Source organism: uncultured Roseovarius sp. (assembly GCF_947259555.1).
GTDB lineage: Bacteria > Pseudomonadota > Alphaproteobacteria > Rhodobacterales > Rhodobacteraceae > Roseovarius.
Genome location: NZ_CAMYMD010000026.1, coordinates 67210 through 83740 on the forward strand (window position 1 = coordinate 67210; position 16531 = coordinate 83740).

Below are 16531 nucleotides of genomic sequence, written 5' to 3' on the forward strand. Positions count from 1 at the left end.
TTCACGCGCCAGCCCCTTGATCAAACGGATTTTTTCAGCGCCTCGACCAGATCGGTGCGCTCCCAGCTGAACCCGCCATCATCCTCGGGCGCGCGCCCGAAATGACCGTAGGCCGCCGTGCGCGCATAGATCGGACGGGTCAGCGACAGATGCTCACGAATGCCGCGCGGCGTCAGATCCATGTTCTGCGCAACCGCTTTCTCGATCTCCGCCTCATGCACCTGGCCGGTGCCATGCGTATCGACATAGATCGACAGCGGCCGCGCCACGCCGATCGCATAGCTCAGTTGCAGCGTGCATTTCTTTGCCAGACCGGCCGCCACGATGTTCTTGGCCAGATACCGCGCCGCATAGGCCGCGGAGCGGTCCACCTTGGTCGGGTCTTTGCCCGAGAACGCGCCGCCGCCATGCGGGGCCGCCCCGCCATAGGTATCCACGATGATCTTGCGTCCGGTAAGACCCGCATCCCCATCGGGGCCGCCGATCACGAAGGTGCCGGTGGGATTGACATGCCATTCGGTATTGCTCGTGATCCACTCTTTCGGCAGCACGTCCATAATATACGGCTCGACGATGGCGCGAATGTCGTCGCTCGTCTGCGCCGCGTCGGTATGCTGCGTGGACAGCACAAGCTGGGTCACCTCGACCGGCTTGCCATCCTCGTAGCGCAGGGTCAGCTGCGACTTGGCATCGGGCCCTAGCGTCGGCTCGGCGCCGGATTTGCGCACCTCCGCCAGCCGCTTGAGGATCGCATGCGAGAACAGGATCGGCGCCGGCATGAGCGCATCGGTCTCATCGACCGCAAAGCCGAACATGATGCCCTGATCGCCCGCACCGTCGCGGTCCACGCCTTGCGCGATATGCGCCGACTGTGGATGAAGCATGTTGTGCAACTGCAAGGTATTCCAGTGAAATTCGTCCTGCTCGTACCCGATATCACGCACGCAGTCGCGTACGATCCCGTCGATCCGGCCCATGAAATCCGCAAGCCGAGACTTGTCCGACAGCCCCACCTCGCCGCCGACGACCACGCAATTGGTGGTGGCAAAGGTCTCGCAGGCGACACGCGCGTTCTCTTCCTCGGCGAGAAACGCATCGAGGATCGCGTCGGAAATCCTATCGCAGACCTTATCGGGGTGCCCCTCCGAAACGGATTCGGAGGTGAAGAGATAGTTCTGTCTTGCCATGAAAGTGCTCCATTATGTGACGCCGTCACGCCAGGAAGCCGTTGTGACGGGTTGCGTGTGGTTACGCCCACCTCCCGCAAGCGTCAATGCCTATCTTGGCGCCTGCGTCCGCCTGTGGCCCAGTGGTGACAAGGCGAGAAGCATGAGGAAACCCGCAAGCATTGGCCAGTCCCCGGTACGGGCGTATACCGTCGCTGGCAAAGGCGGAGGCAATGGCGCATCGCGCCAGCCTGCCTCGCCGAGGGGCAATGCCGCGCGCACCCGCCCGGCCGCGTCGATCATGGCGGACACGCCCGTATTCGCGACCCGTATCATCGGCAACCCCTGCTCCGCACTCCGCAGCCGCGCTTGGGCAAGGTGTTGGTACGGGCCGGAAAACCTGCCGAACCAGGCGTCATTGGTGATCAGAAGAATAAAATCGGGCCGTTCCTGCGCGGCGCGCAAATCCTGCGGGAAAACCCCTTCGTAGCAGATCAATGGCAAAGCTTTGCCAAGCGGGCCCATGTCAAGGACACGCGCACCCGGCCCAGCTGAAAACCCCTGCCCCTCATTTGCGGCAAGGCCGTGGATGCCCCATCTTGCCAGCAGATCGCCATAGGGCAAATATTCGCCAAAAGGGACAAGATGGTGTTTGTCGTAGACCGCCGACACACGCCCTCCGGCCTCGACCAGCGCGAGGGAATTATAGAGCCGCGTGCCCTCGTAACGCTGAACCCCGACCACCACCGGCGCGTCGCGCGCCGCCTGCGAAATGATCTCCAGCGTGCGACCCGCGTTATTGAGCAGGACCGGGACTGACGTCTCCGGCCATACGATCAGATCAGGCCGCGTCTCGCCCGCCGACGTAAAGGCCAGTTGCCGATCAAAAAAGCCCTGCATCTTGTCGGGGTGCCATTTTTCATGCTGGGGTGCGTTGGGTTGAATGAGACGAACCACCGATGCATCAAGCTTAGGGGCTGTGGCAGGCGTAAGCCAAGCACCCAGAGGCCAGAATAACCCAACCACGGTCAAACCAGCGAGGCCGACGCGGGTCACGCCGGCGAGCGCGTGCCATAACGCCACTCCCGAGAAGACCACCAGCGCCAAAAGGCCCAGCGCCCCAAGATATGCCGACCAGTGCAAGAACGCGGTGTCTATCAGAACATGCCCCGGCTGCGCCCACGGAAACCCGGTCAGGATATAGCCGCGCGCCGCCTCTGACAGTCCAAGGCCGCCAACAAACCCCATGGCCCCGCCGCCTGCGGCACGGCCCAATGCGAATCCGCCGGCCCAAAACAGCGCAAGCCCACCGGCCAGACCCAAAAGCGCAAAGGGTGCCATCCAGCCATGGCGCGCGGCATCTACAAGGAAAGGCTCAACAATCCAATTTAGAGACAGCAGGAAATACCCTGTCCCAAAGACCCAGCCAAGCCGCGCGGCTTGACGCCACCCAGCGCACTGCGAGAACAGCCCATAGCAAAGGGCCAGCGCGACAACTGTGAGCGGCCATGCCCCGACAGGGGCCTGCCCCAACGCGGCGAGCGCCCCTGTTAGGCCAACCACACAAACACGCGCCAATCGCGGCAAAGCCGAAACATGACAGACAATCGCCGCGACGCGGCCAGTGTCAGGCATCCTGCGTTTCGGCGAGCCGCACGCGTACCCGCTTGATGCGGCGCGGGTCGGCTTCCATCACTTCGATCACCGGACCTGCAGGATGCTCGATCACTTCGCCCCGCACCGGCACGCGGCCCAGAAGCATGAACACCAGCCCCCCCAGAGTATCAATTTCCTCTTCATCGACCTCTTCCACATCGGTCAACGATTGGCCTATCTCGGCCTCGAACTCTTCCAGCGGTGTCTTGGCGAGAGCGACGTAGCAGCCCGGTCTCTCTTGCGTCCAGAATTGCCCCTCGTCGATGTCGTGCTCGTCTTCGATCTCACCGACGACCTGTTCGATAAGATCCTCAATGGTTACGAGACCGTCCACACCGCCATACTCGTCGATCACAAGGGCCATGTGCCGCCGCTCGGCCTGCATCTTCTGCAACAGAACGCCGATCGGCATCGAGGGCGGAACAAACAGCAGCGGCCTCAACAAATCCTTGAGTATGAACCGCGTGGTGCCCCCGTTAAAGCCATGCTTGAGTGCGAAATCCTTGAGGTGGATCATACCGGTGGGCGTATCGAGCGTACCTTCGTAAACCGGCAGCCGGGTCATGCCGCTGTCTCGAAAGACATGCACGAGGTCTTCGCGTGAAATCGTATCCGGTATCGACACGATCTCGGCTTTTGGGATCGCCACATCCTCAACCGCCATATTTCTAAGATTGCCGATGCCCGGCGCGCCGTTCACCGCCGCGCCCTGTGCGCCATCCTCCGAGGCATCCTCATCATCAGAAGAAAAAGCCCCAAAAATCCGGCGAAAAAATCCGCCATTTTCATCGGTTTCGTCATCGTGTTCCGGCTGCGCGCTCTGCGCTGCCGTAGACGATCCGTCTGTGCTGTCGTCCATTCGTTTCTTTCCAAGTGACAGGGAAATGCCCCATGCACGCCTAATATGGGTCAGGGACCCCCAGTTTGCCAAGTATCTCCACTTCTGTTGTCTCCATCAGAGTGGCATCTTGGTCACGGATGTGATCATATCCCAGCAAATGCAGCACTGCATGTACAATCAGGTGCACCACATGGTCCGCAAGCGGCTTGCCGCCCTCCGCAGCCTCGCGCACACAGGTTTCCCATGCAATGGCTATATCACCAAGTTCCGGGTCAGGTCCGGCCACAGGTAATTCCGGCCGTCCGCCAGGAGAGCGGGACGCACGTTCCTCGCTCGGCCAACTAAGGACATTGGTGGGTTGTGCCTTGTCCCGAAAATCCCCATTGAGCGCGGCGATGCGCGCGTCATCGCAGGCCAGCAGACTGACCTCCCAATCCCCCGGATCGAGGCCAACATGCAAAAGGGTTGCACGCGCGGACCGCTCGGCCAGCGCCTCCAGGCCCGCCGCCTGCCAGCAGGGCTCTTCGATGACCACATCCATCAACATGCGCGGCTCAGCCATCCGCCTCATATGCTTCGATAATCGCAGCGACCAGCGGGTGACGCACGACATCCTTGGCGGTGAAGTAGTTGAAGCTGATTGCCGGTATCGAGTTCAACAAGCGTTCGGCATCCGCCAGCCCAGAGGGCACGCCACGCGGCAGATCGATCTGGGTGCGGTCCCCGGTGATGACCATGCGCGAGCCCTCGCCCAGACGCGTGAGAAACATCTTCATCTGCATGGACGTCGCGTTCTGCGCCTCATCGAGCACCACGAACGCATTGCTCAGCGTGCGCCCCCGCATGAAGGCGAGCGGCGCAATCTCTATCTTCTTTTCCTCAATCAACTTTGCGAGTTGCTTGGCTGGAAGAAAGTCGTTCAGCGCGTCGTAAAGCGGCTGCATGTACGGATCGACCTTGTCCTTCATGTCACCGGGCAGATAGCCCAGCTTCTCACCGGCCTCGACTGCGGGTCGGCTCAGGATAATCCGGTCTACATGGCCCTCGATGAACATGTTCACACCCACAGCCACGGCCAGATACGTCTTGCCGGTCCCTGCGGGGCCAATGCCAAAGGCCAGTTCATGTGCAAAAAGTGATCTGACATAGGATTTTTGCGCATCGGTCCGCGGCTCGACGAACTTCTTGCGCGTCTTGATCTCGACCGGACCGCCCTTGAACATCTCCAACTGATCGCCGGTCATGGTCGCGCTCTCGTCGTCAGAGCCTCCCATTCGCAATTCGCGGTCAACGTCGCCATGCTCAACCGCGCGCCCGCTTTCCAGACGTGCATAAAGCGCGCTCAGGACATCCGATGCCTCCTGCACGGTGCCCTCTTCGCCCATCACCGACAGGTGATTGCCGCGCCGTACAATCTGCACACTAAGCTTGCGCTCAATCTCAGCAAGGTTCCGGTCATATTCGCCGCATAGATCAATCAGCAGCATGTTGTCGGGGAATTCGATCACGGCTTCCTGCATTGAGGCCATGTCAGGGGCGGGGGGCGGTGCGCTGTTACCCAAACAAATCTCCCACGGGTCAGAGGTCTGCGATAAGCCTGCCAAGATGCGCCGCAAGGTGCAAGCGCCCGGCGCGGAATGTCATAAGATTGGCACAAAAAAACTGCGGGCAATCAGGCCCGCAGTCCAATGATTGTTGCCAAGGCGTGGCACGTTCAGAGCGTATCCGCAATGCTGCTTCCGCCCTTGAAGTTTCCAGTGGCCACGGTCGGGGGGGCAACACCAGAGCAGACCGGCTTGCCGAACTTGTCCAGCCGCTGCGACAGATAGCCCTCGACACCGTCGTCGATGATCCAGTGATCACACCCGTTGGGATCCACCCAAATGCCGGATTGCAACTGGCTAAGATGCTTCTTGTCTGTGCCACGGTCACGGGTCTTGTCAGGGCCGACGCCACCATGCCCGCCAGCGCACGCCGCCAAAAGACTGACTGCGGGGATCACCAGTGCTAGTTTTGAAATTCTCATTGTTCAGTCCCCTCAGCGCCAGCACATGATTTCGACACGGCGGTTCTGCGCCATGCCTTCTGCGGTATTGTTGGACGCCTTGGGCATCCGCTCGCCGTAGCCACGCACATCAGAGATCCGCGATCCCACACTGCGCGCCACCGATGCCACCGAATTGGCGCGACGCAGGGACAGGCCCATATTGTACTCATCCGAGGCGCGGCTGTCGGTATGCCCCACGATCGTATAGGCAACCGCGTTCGACTGCTGGAAGAATTCCGCGAGGCGCTGACGGCCCGCCGCATGAATGCGCGCACTGTCAGTTGCAAAGTGCTGGTCTGTATTGACGACGCCACAGAGGTTCATCTCGCGGCAGATCGGGATACCCTGACGGTTGACATGCGGGCTCATGTAGCCCTCTGCCCCGTCATCCATGACCCAATGCTCGCACCCGTCGGGGTCGACCCATATCGTCGGGATATAGCGTTCTCCTACAACGGTACGCTGTTGTTGCGCCTCCGCCATTCCGGCTGTTACGACGAGGCCGAGGGCAACGGCACCTGCCCCCCTTACCATCGCGCGCAGCGTCTTTGAAATTATTTTCGTCACGGCCACTGTCCTCTTTCTACCCCCCGGGCGGATGTGTTCGCCTACAAGGATACCACCCAGCTAATACCATGAAATACTAACAACTATCGGCTCAATGTGAAGTAAATTCCACCAGATATTGTGGCCACTTGCGAAACAATCCCTAGGCAACGCCGCAATTTCGCCACAATCGCGCGAAAATCGCTTTGTTTTCAACCCTGCAAGAGCCGACCAGCCAAAGAGTTCGAGGCGCTTTCGACAATCTCTACTTGCCTCAGATCACCAGCCGCCACGTCGCCACTGGTCACATGAACGGCGTGAAGGTGATCCGACTTGCCAACCATCTGTCCGGCCATCCGCCCGGGTTTCTCGAAGAGCACGCCAACGGTGCGCCCGACCATCGCATCCTGCGCCGCGCGCTGCTGCCGGGTGATCAGCGCCTGAAGCCGGTGCAGCCGCTCGGATTTCACGTCCTCCGCCACCTGCGGCCGTTCCGCCGCCGGGGTGCCGGGGCGCGTGGAATACTTGAACGAGAACGCATAGCCGTAATTCACCGCCTCGATCAGATCCATCGTGGCCTGAAAATCCTCTTCTGTCTCTTCGGGGAAGCCCACGATGAAATCCCCCGACATCAGGATATCGGGCCGCGCCGCGCGAATACGCTCGATCAGCCGCAGATAGCTTTCGGCGGTGTGGCTGCGGTTCATCCGCTTGAGAATCTTGTCACTGCCCGACTGCACCGGCAGATGCAGATAGGGCATCAGCTTTGCGCACTCGCCATGCGCCGCGATCAGGTCGTCATCCATGTCGTTGGGGTGGCTCGTGGTAAAGCGGATACGCTCCAGCCCGTCGATGTCATTGAGCGCCCAGATGAGCCGCGCAAGCGACCAGTCGCCGCCCTCTCCCGCGCCATGATAGGCGTTGACGTTCTGCCCCAGCAGGGTGATCTCGCGCACGCCCCTCTCGACCAGATCGCGCGCCTCTTCCAGCACGCGCGCCGCCGGGCGGCTCACCTCGGCGCCACGGGTATAGGGCACCACGCAAAAGGCGCAGAACTTGTCGCAGCCCTCCTGCACGGTCAGAAACGCGGTCGGACCGCGCTTTGCCTTGGGGCGCTGCCGCAGCGTGTCGAACTTGTCATCCAGCGGAAAATCGGTGGCGAGCGCCTTTTCGCCCGTCTGCACCCGCGCTTCCATCTGCGGCAGGCGATGATAGCTCTGCGGCCCCACCACCAGATCGACCAGCGGCTGACGGCGCATGATTTCCTGCCCCTCGGCCTGCGCCACGCAACCCGCCACGCCGATCTTGAGATCTGGCTTTTCGTCCTTGAGCGCGCGGAACCGGCCCAGTTCGGAATAGACCTTTTCGGCGGCCTTCTCGCGGATATGACAGGTGTTGAGCAGGATCATGTCGGCCTCGGCCGCATTCTCGGTGGTGACGTAGCCCGCCCCGCCCATCGCCTCGGCCATGCGCTCGCTGTCATAGACGTTCATCTGACAGCCATAGGTCTTGATATAGAGTTTTTTCACATCCGCCATGCGCCGGGCCTCCGCCTGAGGGTTCAGGGCGCTCATCTACATCACCGCAGGGGGCACTTGCAATGCCTCTGCGTTTGACGGATTCTACATCGAAAATCCAACCGCAGGGCACAGCATGAGCACACCCGATCTCGACGCGTTTCTCAAGAACCCCGGCACGGCACTCGCCAAGGGTCCGATCGCGATGGTGTTTGCCGAAGACGAGGTCGAGCTGAATTCGACCTTGCGGCACCATTTCGACACCGGCTTCAAATCAGTGCTGCTCTTTGCGCCCGACGTGTTTCATCTTGCCGAAGACCTGGTCGAAGCCCCTGCCCTCCACCGCATCCGTCACGATCTGGCCTCCGGCGACAGCCTGACCGACGCGGTCAACGCGGTCATCAATGCCGCGCCGAGCGTTTGGATGTACTACTGCTATAACGCGGAATATCTGTTTTACCCGTTCTGCGAGACCCGGACAGTCGCGGAAATGCTGAGCTTTCACACCGAAGAGCGACGTGATGCCATGCTCACCTATGTGATCGACCTTTATGCTGACAACATAGAAACGCATCACGATGCTGTCTCACTGGAAGCCGCGCATATGGACAAAAGCGGGTATTACGCGCTTGCGCGCCCCGACCCGGACAACCACAATTACCCGAAAGAGCGGCAGCTCGACTTCTTTGGGGGGCTACGCTGGCGCTACGAAGAGCATATTCCGGCGAAACGCCGCAAGATTGATCGCATCGCGCTCTTCCGGTCCAAGCCGGATCTACGGTTGCGTGACGATCACACCTTCTCGGACGAGGAATACAACACCTATGCCTGTCCCTGGCACCATAACCTGACCAGCGCCATCGTCTCGTTTCGTACAGCCAAGGCGCTCAAGCGCAACCCTGGATCGACGTTCGACATCCAGACCTTCAAGTGGCACAATTCGATCCCGTTCGAATGGCATTCCCGCCAATTGCTGGATCTGGGCCTGATGGAGCCGGGACAGTGGTTCTGATGGTGGTTCTGATGAATGACGCGGCAGCCTTCGGCCCTGACGCCGCGCCGACTCTTTACGCGCAATGGTCCGCTTGTCGTACCATTCGCGCCGACCAACTTCCCCTTGCATACAGCCGCCTCACTTGATGAAGCTTCCATCGCGCAATTCGCGCATTGCCTGACGCAATTCGTCTTTCGTATTCATCACGATCGGGCCATGCCACGCCACCGGCTCTTGCAGGGGCGCACCGGAGATCAACAAAAAGCGCACCCCCTTCTGGCCAGCCTGCACCGTGACCTCGTCACCGGTGCCAAAGCGGACAAGTGTGCGATCACCTGAAGGGTCGCGCAGATGCAGCTCCTGCCCGGCCAGTTCCTTTTCCAACAGAACACCGGTTGGATGCGAGGCATCCGAAAAAGCACCCGAGCCGGCAAAGACATAAGCAAAGCTGCGCCGGTAGGTATCTACGCGAAACGTCTTTTTCACGCCGGGCGGCACCGAGATATCGAGATATTGCGGATCGGCTGCGATCCCATCCACCGGACCGCGTTTGCCCCAGAAGTCGCCCACGATCACCCGCACGCGGGTGCCGTCATCGTCGATGATCTCGGGAATATCCGGGGCCTTCACGTCCTGATAGCGCGGTGCGGTCATCTTGAGCGACGCGGGCAGGTTCGCCCAAAGCTGAAAGCCGTGCATCTGCCCGTGGGCATTGCCGCGTGGCATTTCCTGATGCAAAATGCCTGATCCGGCTGTCATCCATTGCACATCGCCCGCACCCAAGCTGCCCGCGTTGCCGAGGCTGTCGCCATGCGCCACCTCGCCTTCGAGCACGTAGGTGATCGTCTCGATGCCGCGATGCGGATGCCATGGAAACCCCTTGGCATAATGCGCCGGATCGTCGTTGCGGAAATCGTCGAACAGCAGGAACGGGTCCAGCTCCGACGGATCTTGGAAACCGAAGGCACGGTGCAGATGCACGCCTGCGCCCTCCAGCGTGGGTGTTGCGCTGCGAGTCTCCAGTACAGGTCTGATGGACATGTGAACTCTCCTTTCCGACCAAATATAGGGACGCCCGGGCCGGGTGAAATGGCCCGTGTTGTTCACCTGCGAACGCAGTCTGTGCGTTTTCCACGTGGCCTCTCGCCATGAGACGGCATCCGGGGTAAAGCCGGGACAAAAGGGAGACGCGAGATGAATGACAGTGAGGTTCTGGTGGTTCTTTCGGCCTCGACAGGGCGCCGCCTTTTTGGCGTTGGTGCGGTCGGCGGGCTGGGGCTGACGCTGCTCTATCTGGTGCTGGCGCAAGCACCCGCGCTGGGCTGGCAGGTGTTCATGATGGGTTCGGGCGCGTTGGCTCTGTGGATGGCCACGCGGATGTGGCGCGCGACCGAACAGTGGCTTGAGCTGACACGCGAAGGGCTTCGCGACAATAACGGGCGCATGATTGCGCCAATCGATCAGATCATATCGGTTGATCGGGGAGTGTTCGCGTTCAAGCCCTCAAACGGTTTCATGATCCGCCTCAAGAAAAAAGCCCCGGCCGCATGGCAGCCGGGGCTATGGTGGAGAGCCGGTCGCCGGGTCGGCGTGGGCGGAGTGACCGCCAGCACACCCGCGAAGGTCATGGCCGAGATCATTCAGGATCTCATCGCCCGGAACGACGCCTCTTAAGACGCGGTGCACACGCCATCATAGCAGAGCTGCGCCGCAAAGCGCAGCGGCACGAACATTCGGGTGGTGATCTCTGTGCCACCGGCCAATCCGGCAGAGACTTTGGGATCATAGCTGGAAAGCGTATCGACGAGAATGATGTCCTGTCCGTCAACCATCTGCGGCAGGCTGTCATGCGCATTCTGAACGTCCGACGAGGTCAACGGCACAAGAGCACCGGTTCCGCGTACTTCTGACCACCGCAGTTCGAACTCGTCGACATTCTGGCCCTCGTCGAGGCGGTACCGCACGACAGTGACACGAACCTGGTTGACACCAGAGTCGTTGGTTATCACGTCAAAAAGCTCTTTGACGTTGTCCATGTAGGCGGCATCGACCACCTGTGTTTCGCGCGAGAGCATGTCAGCCACGGTGTAGGTGGCTTTTTCACGCACGCTCTGGTAGCGGAACATGTCGTAGTACTCGTAGCTGAACGCCAGCCCCATGAAAAGGAATGGGAACATCACGACCGTTTCCATTGACGCCGTACCGGCCTCTTGCCGCCAAAAGCGGCGAAGGGCGTTTTTTGCAAATCGGATACACATCAGATCGGCTCCTGTACAAAGGCGGTGATGGCAACAAGCGAGCTTTGACCGTTCTCGTCGTCGATCAGCCTGCTTCCCAGAAGTGACCGCGGGAACAAGGGGTTGTACTTGACGCAGGCCCGAAGCAACATCAGCTCATTCTGTTGCCCCGGAGTGAACTCTCGGACCGGCTTTGCAGGCTGCGCCAGATCGGTGCAATCCGCACCCTGCTCAAGCGCCGTCAGGTTCCTGATATCGGTGGGGCGCATTTCCAGCCGCAGGTTGCTCTCGCAATCGTTGATGACGATCGAGTTGGCGCAGATGATGCGCTTGATATCGTCGTGTTGCGGTGCCGTTCCCGTCCCGAGGCGCACCTCGCGCGCTGCCATGTCGAGACCGCGTTCGAGAAAGGTTGCGCGCATCGTCAGAAAGCCGACCTCGATCGAGAGGATCATCAGAGCCAGGAAGAAGGGCACGACGATGACGAACTCCACCGATGCGGTCCCGGTTTCGTCGCGCCGGAAATGGCGAAGACACTTTTTGAAGGGGCGGGTCATTGGGTCAACCTCAACTGTTTCACATTGGCCGCGATGGCGCTGAAGGCACTACCGATATTCACGTTGGTTGCGTTATAGTGATGCGCTGTGGAGGAGGCGCATTGACGAATGCGCTCGGCGGCGGATTGCTGCGACCCCATTTCGAAGGCGATCGTGTAGATGACAACACCGTTCGATTTGGTGGCTTCGCAGATGTTGGCCATGCGCGCGTCCTTGGTGGATTTGTTCACGGAGTTGCCGATATAGTTGTTCCACGGCCCCCAGTTGCCTGTCTTGTTGCCGTAGAACCGCACCGACATCAGGCCCCATGCCTCTTCCCAGGACAAGCGCTCGCTCGAGACAAAGCCGTTCATGTTGTCATCGAAGTTGTTAAACTCATACCAGGAAACGGAGCCGCCATCGGTGATGTTTAGCATCCGGCTGTCAGACGGGCGCCGCAGATAATAGGCAGAGGACTGCTCGCCACGCGGCTCGTAGACGCATTCCAGCCAGTTCAGGTAGCAGTATTGTTCGTAATAAGATCCGTGCCATTGCCGGCTGGGGTCGTAGATGTCGTAGGCATATGCGAAATCCTGTTCCTGGTATGTGACCTTGAACAAGTCGGAATTCGAACCTCTATAGGAATTCTCCGAGAAGAAGTAGGAATTGTCATTGGCACCGTCTCCCATCATCACGATGACCTTGAGCGTGTCGCTCTCGGTGTAGGACGCCGGCAGGTTGGTTAGCGTCGGATCGACCTCGGTATATGTGTGGATCGTGCCATCATCTCGCACTTCCTGCTTTTCCTGCTGCAACTCGCTGACGACAGGCACAAACGCAGTGTCCATCAAAGCGGCGGCCCATTTGATGCCCTCGTCGCCCGACGTACTTCCACCCGCCTTTAGCGAATCAATCTTGGCGTGAAGCTTGGACTTGTCTGTCGCGTAAGGCATGATGCGGAAATACTCATCCGTGTAACACGACCTGTAATAGCGGTCATCGAAGCTGGTGAGCGGTGTCGATATGAGGTTGCCGAATGTCAGACCTTCGCGCGACGTGTAGATCTGCTGAGGCAACGCGGAGTTCGGGTCGACGGCGACGCTCGTGAAGTCGCTGTCGGAGAACTTGATGCAAGTCGAATAGTTGTGGGTCTGCGTTACGTTCAGCGCTTCGAACATGCTGTCGGATGGGGTCACGCCCCAACTGAACGGAATGACCGAGATGACGGCGTCACCCGGCTCTGTGCTGTCTAGGATCGACGACACGAATTCCTTGGCAGCGGGCCTGAGCGCGTCAATGCGGTCGCCCATCATCGAACCTGAAACATCGAGCACAACCGCGACTTCCAGCTTGGGAATGGTGACTTCCGCCGTTGAAGTGCCCTGCGAGTCGAGCGTGTCAACTCCGGCGAGCTTCATCAGGTATGTGTCCAACGACCGCGAGGCTCGTGCCGTCACCCTCGACGAGTTGAGGCGAATGTCGATATCGCCCTCCTGCTCATCCTCGAGATATTCGGACTGCCCGGATTTCGCAAAGTAATCCTCGACAACGTTCCGCGCGGTCTCTTCGTCGATAGCAGTGGCGCCGGCAAGCACGGCACGGTCGAGCGTCGCCTGAAGGCTGGCGCGCGACATTTCCTGACGCATCGTGTCAAGACCGATGCCACCCATGAGAAGTAACATGAAGAAAATGAAAAAGGACAGCAGGGTAATGGATCCCTCTTCATCCTTGACGAAGTTGTCGACATGACGCCGAGACGGGGCAGGCGTGCCTTCGCCCCGGCGCATCATGTCTCCTGAAATTTTGCCGTTACTAAACATTGATACACCTCATTGTGACGTCGCGGGACATCGGCCTCGCAATCCACCAATCGCTTTGATGCCCGTTCTCTATGGCCAAATTGTGGCGGATTTGGGCTAGAAATACAGAACTTAACCAAATAAAATCAACAATCTAAAGCTTCATTAGGCATTGTGTGCAACCTAGCGACAAAGGCCGACTTGGCCTGTCCATACAAACGGGTTTGCCAATGTCATCGGTACGGCGGGTGGACAAAACGATCACATGTCTTAACCATGGTCGACGTCACCGGGCCAATGTGATCGGACACTTCCGACGGGCCCCGTGCCAGAACAGGGAGAGGACGAATGAACGCCATCAAGGAACCGAGCTTTCGCGAGAGCGTGGATCTGATGTTCAACCGCGCGGTCGCACTCATGGATCTGCCCCCGGGTCTGGAGGAGAAGATCCGCGTTTGCAACGCTACCTATACTGTCCGTTTCGGGGTTCGGCTGCGCGGGCAGATCCACACCTTCACCGGCTATCGCAGCGTCCATTCCGAGCATATGGAGCCCGTCAAGGGCGGCATTCGCTATGCCATGGGGGTCAATCAGGACGAGGTCGAGGCACTCGCGGCGCTGATGACCTATAAATGCGCGCTGGTCGAGGCCCCGTTCGGGGGCTCCAAGGGGGGGCTCCGCCTCGATCCGCGCGAGTGGGAAGAGCATGAGCTCGAGATGATCACCCGCCGCTTTGCCTATGAGCTGATCAAGCGTGACCTGATCCATCCCGCACAGAACGTGCCCGCCCCCGACATGGGCACCGGCGAGCGCGAAATGGCCTGGATCGCGGATCAGTACAAGCGCATGGCCACCACCGACATCAACTACCGCGCCTGTGTCACTGGCAAGCCGATTCACGGCGGCGGCATACAGGGCCGCACCGAGGCGACCGGGCGCGGCGTGCAATTCGCGTTGCAAGAGTTCTTTCGCCATCCAGAAGACGTGAAGGCGGCCAGCATGACCGGCACGCTAGACGGCAAGCGGGTGGTCGTTCAGGGCCTCGGCAATGTGGGCTATCACGCGGCCAAATTCCTCAGCGAGGAAGATGGCTGCAAGGTGACGGCCATCATCGAGCGTGACGGCGCATTGATCGATGAGACCGGCCTGGATGTCGAGGCAGTGCGCAACTGGATCGCAGGACATGGCGGGGTCGATGGCTATCCGGATGGCAAATACATCAAGGACGGCAACAAGGCGCTGGAGAATGAGTGTGACATCCTGATTCCGGCTGCCATGGAGGGCGTGATCAATCTGGAGAACGCCAAAGACGTCAAGGCCGCACTTATCATCGAGGCCGCCAACGGGCCAGTGACGGCAGGTGCAGATGATATTCTGCGCCAAAAGGGTACGGTCATAATTCCGGACATGTATGCCAATGCGGGTGGTGTGACCGTGTCCTATTTCGAATGGGTCAAAAACCTCAGCCATATCCGCTTTGGCCGGATCGGGCGGCGGCAGGAAGAGGCGCGTCACCAGTTGATCGTGACCGAGTTGGAGCGCCTCAATCGCGGCATCGGCGACGCATGGGAAATGTCACCCGATTTCAAGCAGAAATACCTCAAGGGCGCGGGCGAACTGGAATTGGTGCGCTCGGGTCTTGATGACACCATGCGCAGCGCCTACCAGTCGATGCGCGAGGTCTGGCACAGTCGGCAGGACGTGACCGATCTGCGCACGGCGGCGTATCTTGTGTCCATCGCCAAGGTCGCGGCCAGCTATCGCGCCATGGGGCTGTAAAGGGCTCTGAGGCGCGCGCGTCGCGGACTGGCCTGAAATTGGCGGGAAACATGGCAGAGCTTCGGCTCTACCATTGCTATTCCAAGCCGAAGTTGATTCAGTCGCGGCAGGTCATGGCAAGGGGATAAACATGCGGCTTTCGGGTCTGCGGGTTCTGCGCGAGGGGCTGACCGGCAACAAAGGCTGGCAGGCGCATTGGCGCGATGCGACGCCCAAATCCGACTATGACGTGGTGATCATCGGCGGCGGCGGGCATGGCCTGTCGACCGCCTATTACCTGGCCAAGAAACACGGGATCACCAATGTCGCGGTTCTGGAAAAGGGCTATCTCGGCGGTGGCAATGTGGGCCGCAACACCACCATTGTGCGGGCCAATTATTTCCTGCCGGGCAATTCGGAATTCTACAGCCATTCCCTGAAGCTCTGGGAGGGGCTGGAGGAGGATCTCAATTACAACGTCATGCATTCACAGCGCGGGCAGATCGTGCTGTTTCATTCCGACGGTCAGCGCGATGCGGCCGCACGGCGTGGCAACGCGATGCGCAATCAGGGCGACGATGCGGAATTGCTGAGCGTGGCGGAGCTCGAACGCATGGTGCCCTATCTCGATTACGATCAGGCGCGGTTTCCGATCTATGGCGGCCTCTTGCAGCGGCGCGCGGGCACCGCACGGCATGACGCGGTGGCCTGGGGCTATGCGCGCGGCGCGAGCGACCGGGGCGTCGACCTCATCCAGAATTGCGAGGTCACGGGGATCGACATCGAGAATGGCCGGGTGCGCGGTGTGCAGACCACGCGCGGCGCCATTCGCGCCAGGAAACTGGCCATTGTCGTCGCCGGGCGCTCGTCTCAGGTGGCGGCGATGGCGGGGATACGCCTGCCGATCGAGAGCCATGTGTTGCAGGCCTTTGTTACCGAGGGGCTGAAACCCTGCATCGACCACGTGATCAGCTTCGGCATGGGGCATTTCTATATCAGCCAGTCCGACAAGGGCGGGCTGGTGTTTGGCGGCGATCTGGACATGTATGCGTCTTATGCCGCGCGCGGCAACCTGCCGCTGGTCGAGCATGTGATGGAGGCGGGGATGACGCTGATGCCGATGATCGGCAACGCCCGCGTGCTGCGCAGCTGGGGCGGGATCATGGACATGTCGCCCGATGGCTCACCCGTCATGGACCATGCGGGCATCGACGGCCTCTATCTCAATTGCGGCTGGTGCTATGGCGGGTTCAAGGCGGTGCCGGGGTCGGGGGATGCGATGGCGCATCTGATCGCCACCGACCGGCCGCATCCGGCGGCCACCGGGTTTCGGCTGGACCGCTTTGCGACCGGGCGGGGGCTGATGGACGAGGAAGGCACCGGCGCGCAGCATAACCTGCATTGAGCGGCGTGGAGAGGGTGGGATTTTGAGTA

16 protein-coding genes and 1 riboswitch are annotated in these 16531 nt (G+C 60.2%); of the genes, 4 read left to right on the forward strand and 12 right to left on the reverse strand.

Going from position 1 to position 16531, the window contains the following annotated elements; all coding sequences use genetic code 11:
• Positions 1 to 20: 20 nt before the first annotated feature.
• From metK to miaB, 8 genes are all read right to left on the reverse strand, one after another.
• The gene (gene metK, locus Q0X85_RS04580; protein ID WP_297769636.1) at positions 21 to 1187 is read right to left on the reverse strand and encodes a methionine adenosyltransferase; all 1167 of its coding nucleotides are present in this window, start codon (positions 1185 to 1187) and stop codon (positions 21 to 23) included.
• Between the two features lie 5 nt (positions 1188 to 1192).
• Positions 1193 to 1240, reverse strand: a riboswitch (SAM-SAH riboswitch).
• Between the two features lie 37 nt (positions 1241 to 1277).
• Positions 1278 to 2729 (reverse strand): apolipoprotein N-acyltransferase, encoded by a 1452-nt coding sequence (gene lnt / locus Q0X85_RS04585; protein WP_366129306.1) that lies wholly within the window; start codon positions 2727 to 2729, stop codon positions 1278 to 1280.
• Positions 2730 to 2793: 64 nt separating this feature from the next.
• Positions 2794 to 3681, reverse strand: a complete 888-nt coding sequence (locus Q0X85_RS04590) for a hemolysin family protein (protein WP_297769641.1) — start codon at positions 3679 to 3681, stop codon at positions 2794 to 2796.
• 40 nt (positions 3682 to 3721) lie between these two features.
• Positions 3722 to 4210 (reverse strand): rRNA maturation RNase YbeY, encoded by a 489-nt coding sequence (ybeY, locus tag Q0X85_RS04595; protein ID WP_297769861.1) that lies wholly within the window; start codon positions 4208 to 4210, stop codon positions 3722 to 3724.
• A gap of 7 nt (positions 4211 to 4217) precedes the next feature.
• Positions 4218 to 5192: a PhoH family protein gene (locus tag Q0X85_RS04600; protein ID WP_297769864.1), complete on the reverse strand. Its 975-nt coding sequence runs from the start codon at positions 5190 to 5192 to the stop codon at positions 4218 to 4220.
• A 185-nt stretch (positions 5193 to 5377) separates the two neighbouring features.
• Entirely contained in the window at positions 5378 to 5689 is a 312-nt protein-coding gene (locus tag Q0X85_RS04605) for a hypothetical protein (protein WP_297769644.1), read from the reverse strand.
• Between the two features lie 12 nt (positions 5690 to 5701).
• Positions 5702 to 6277: an OmpA family protein gene (locus Q0X85_RS04610; protein WP_297769646.1), complete on the reverse strand. Its 576-nt coding sequence runs from the start codon at positions 6275 to 6277 to the stop codon at positions 5702 to 5704.
• 191 nt (positions 6278 to 6468) lie between these two features.
• Positions 6469 to 7794: a tRNA (N6-isopentenyl adenosine(37)-C2)-methylthiotransferase MiaB gene (gene miaB, locus Q0X85_RS04615; protein ID WP_297769867.1), complete on the reverse strand. Its 1326-nt coding sequence runs from the start codon at positions 7792 to 7794 to the stop codon at positions 6469 to 6471.
• A gap of 115 nt (positions 7795 to 7909) precedes the next feature.
• On the opposite strand from miaB, the gene Q0X85_RS04620 reads away from it, so the two are divergent.
• A complete protein-coding gene (locus Q0X85_RS04620) occupies positions 7910 to 8785 on the forward strand; it encodes a glycosyltransferase family 2 protein (protein ID WP_297769649.1) in 876 nt (291 codons plus the stop codon).
• 120 nt (positions 8786 to 8905) lie between these two features.
• Here Q0X85_RS04620 and Q0X85_RS04625 read toward each other — a convergent pair whose 3' ends face one another.
• Entirely contained in the window at positions 8906 to 9808 is a 903-nt protein-coding gene (locus tag Q0X85_RS04625) for a pirin family protein (RefSeq protein WP_297769652.1), read from the reverse strand.
• Between the two features lie 153 nt (positions 9809 to 9961).
• Between Q0X85_RS04625 and Q0X85_RS04630 the strand changes: the two genes are divergently transcribed.
• Complete coding sequence (locus Q0X85_RS04630) at positions 9962 to 10441, forward strand: hypothetical protein (protein ID WP_297769654.1); 480 nt, start codon at positions 9962 to 9964, stop codon at positions 10439 to 10441.
• On the opposite strand, the gene Q0X85_RS04635 is transcribed toward Q0X85_RS04630, so the two are convergent.
• The 3 genes from Q0X85_RS04635 to Q0X85_RS04645 all read right to left on the reverse strand — a co-directional run bounded on the left by Q0X85_RS04635 (position 10438) and on the right by Q0X85_RS04645 (position 13327).
• Positions 10438 to 10944, reverse strand: coding sequence for a pilus assembly protein (locus tag Q0X85_RS04635; RefSeq protein ID WP_297769657.1), 507 nt, complete (start codon positions 10942 to 10944; stop codon positions 10438 to 10440). The two genes, Q0X85_RS04630 and Q0X85_RS04635, sit on opposite strands and share 4 nt — an antisense overlap.
• 80 nt (positions 10945 to 11024) lie before the next feature.
• Positions 11025 to 11561 carry a TadE/TadG family type IV pilus assembly protein gene (locus Q0X85_RS04640; protein ID WP_297769660.1) on the reverse strand — a complete coding sequence of 179 codons (537 nt, stop codon included), beginning with the start codon at positions 11559 to 11561 and terminating at the stop codon, positions 11025 to 11027.
• On the reverse strand, positions 11558 to 13327 hold the full coding sequence (locus Q0X85_RS04645) for a pilus assembly protein TadG-related protein (protein ID WP_297769665.1): 1770 nt from the start codon (positions 13325 to 13327) through the stop codon (positions 11558 to 11560). The genes Q0X85_RS04640 and Q0X85_RS04645 overlap by 4 nt, the downstream gene beginning before the upstream one ends.
• Positions 13328 to 13687: 360 nt before the next feature.
• Here Q0X85_RS04645 and Q0X85_RS04650 point away from each other — a divergent pair, with 360 nt between their 5' ends.
• Together Q0X85_RS04650 and Q0X85_RS04655 are read left to right on the forward strand one after the other, a co-directional pair.
• Positions 13688 to 15118 carry a Glu/Leu/Phe/Val dehydrogenase gene (locus tag Q0X85_RS04650; RefSeq protein WP_297769669.1) on the forward strand — a complete coding sequence of 477 codons (1431 nt, stop codon included), beginning with the start codon at positions 13688 to 13690 and terminating at the stop codon, positions 15116 to 15118.
• Between the two features lie 130 nt (positions 15119 to 15248).
• A complete protein-coding gene (locus tag Q0X85_RS04655; protein ID WP_297769672.1) occupies positions 15249 to 16502 on the forward strand; it encodes a sarcosine oxidase subunit beta family protein in 1254 nt (417 codons plus the stop codon).
• Positions 16503 to 16531: the final 29 nt, after the last annotated feature.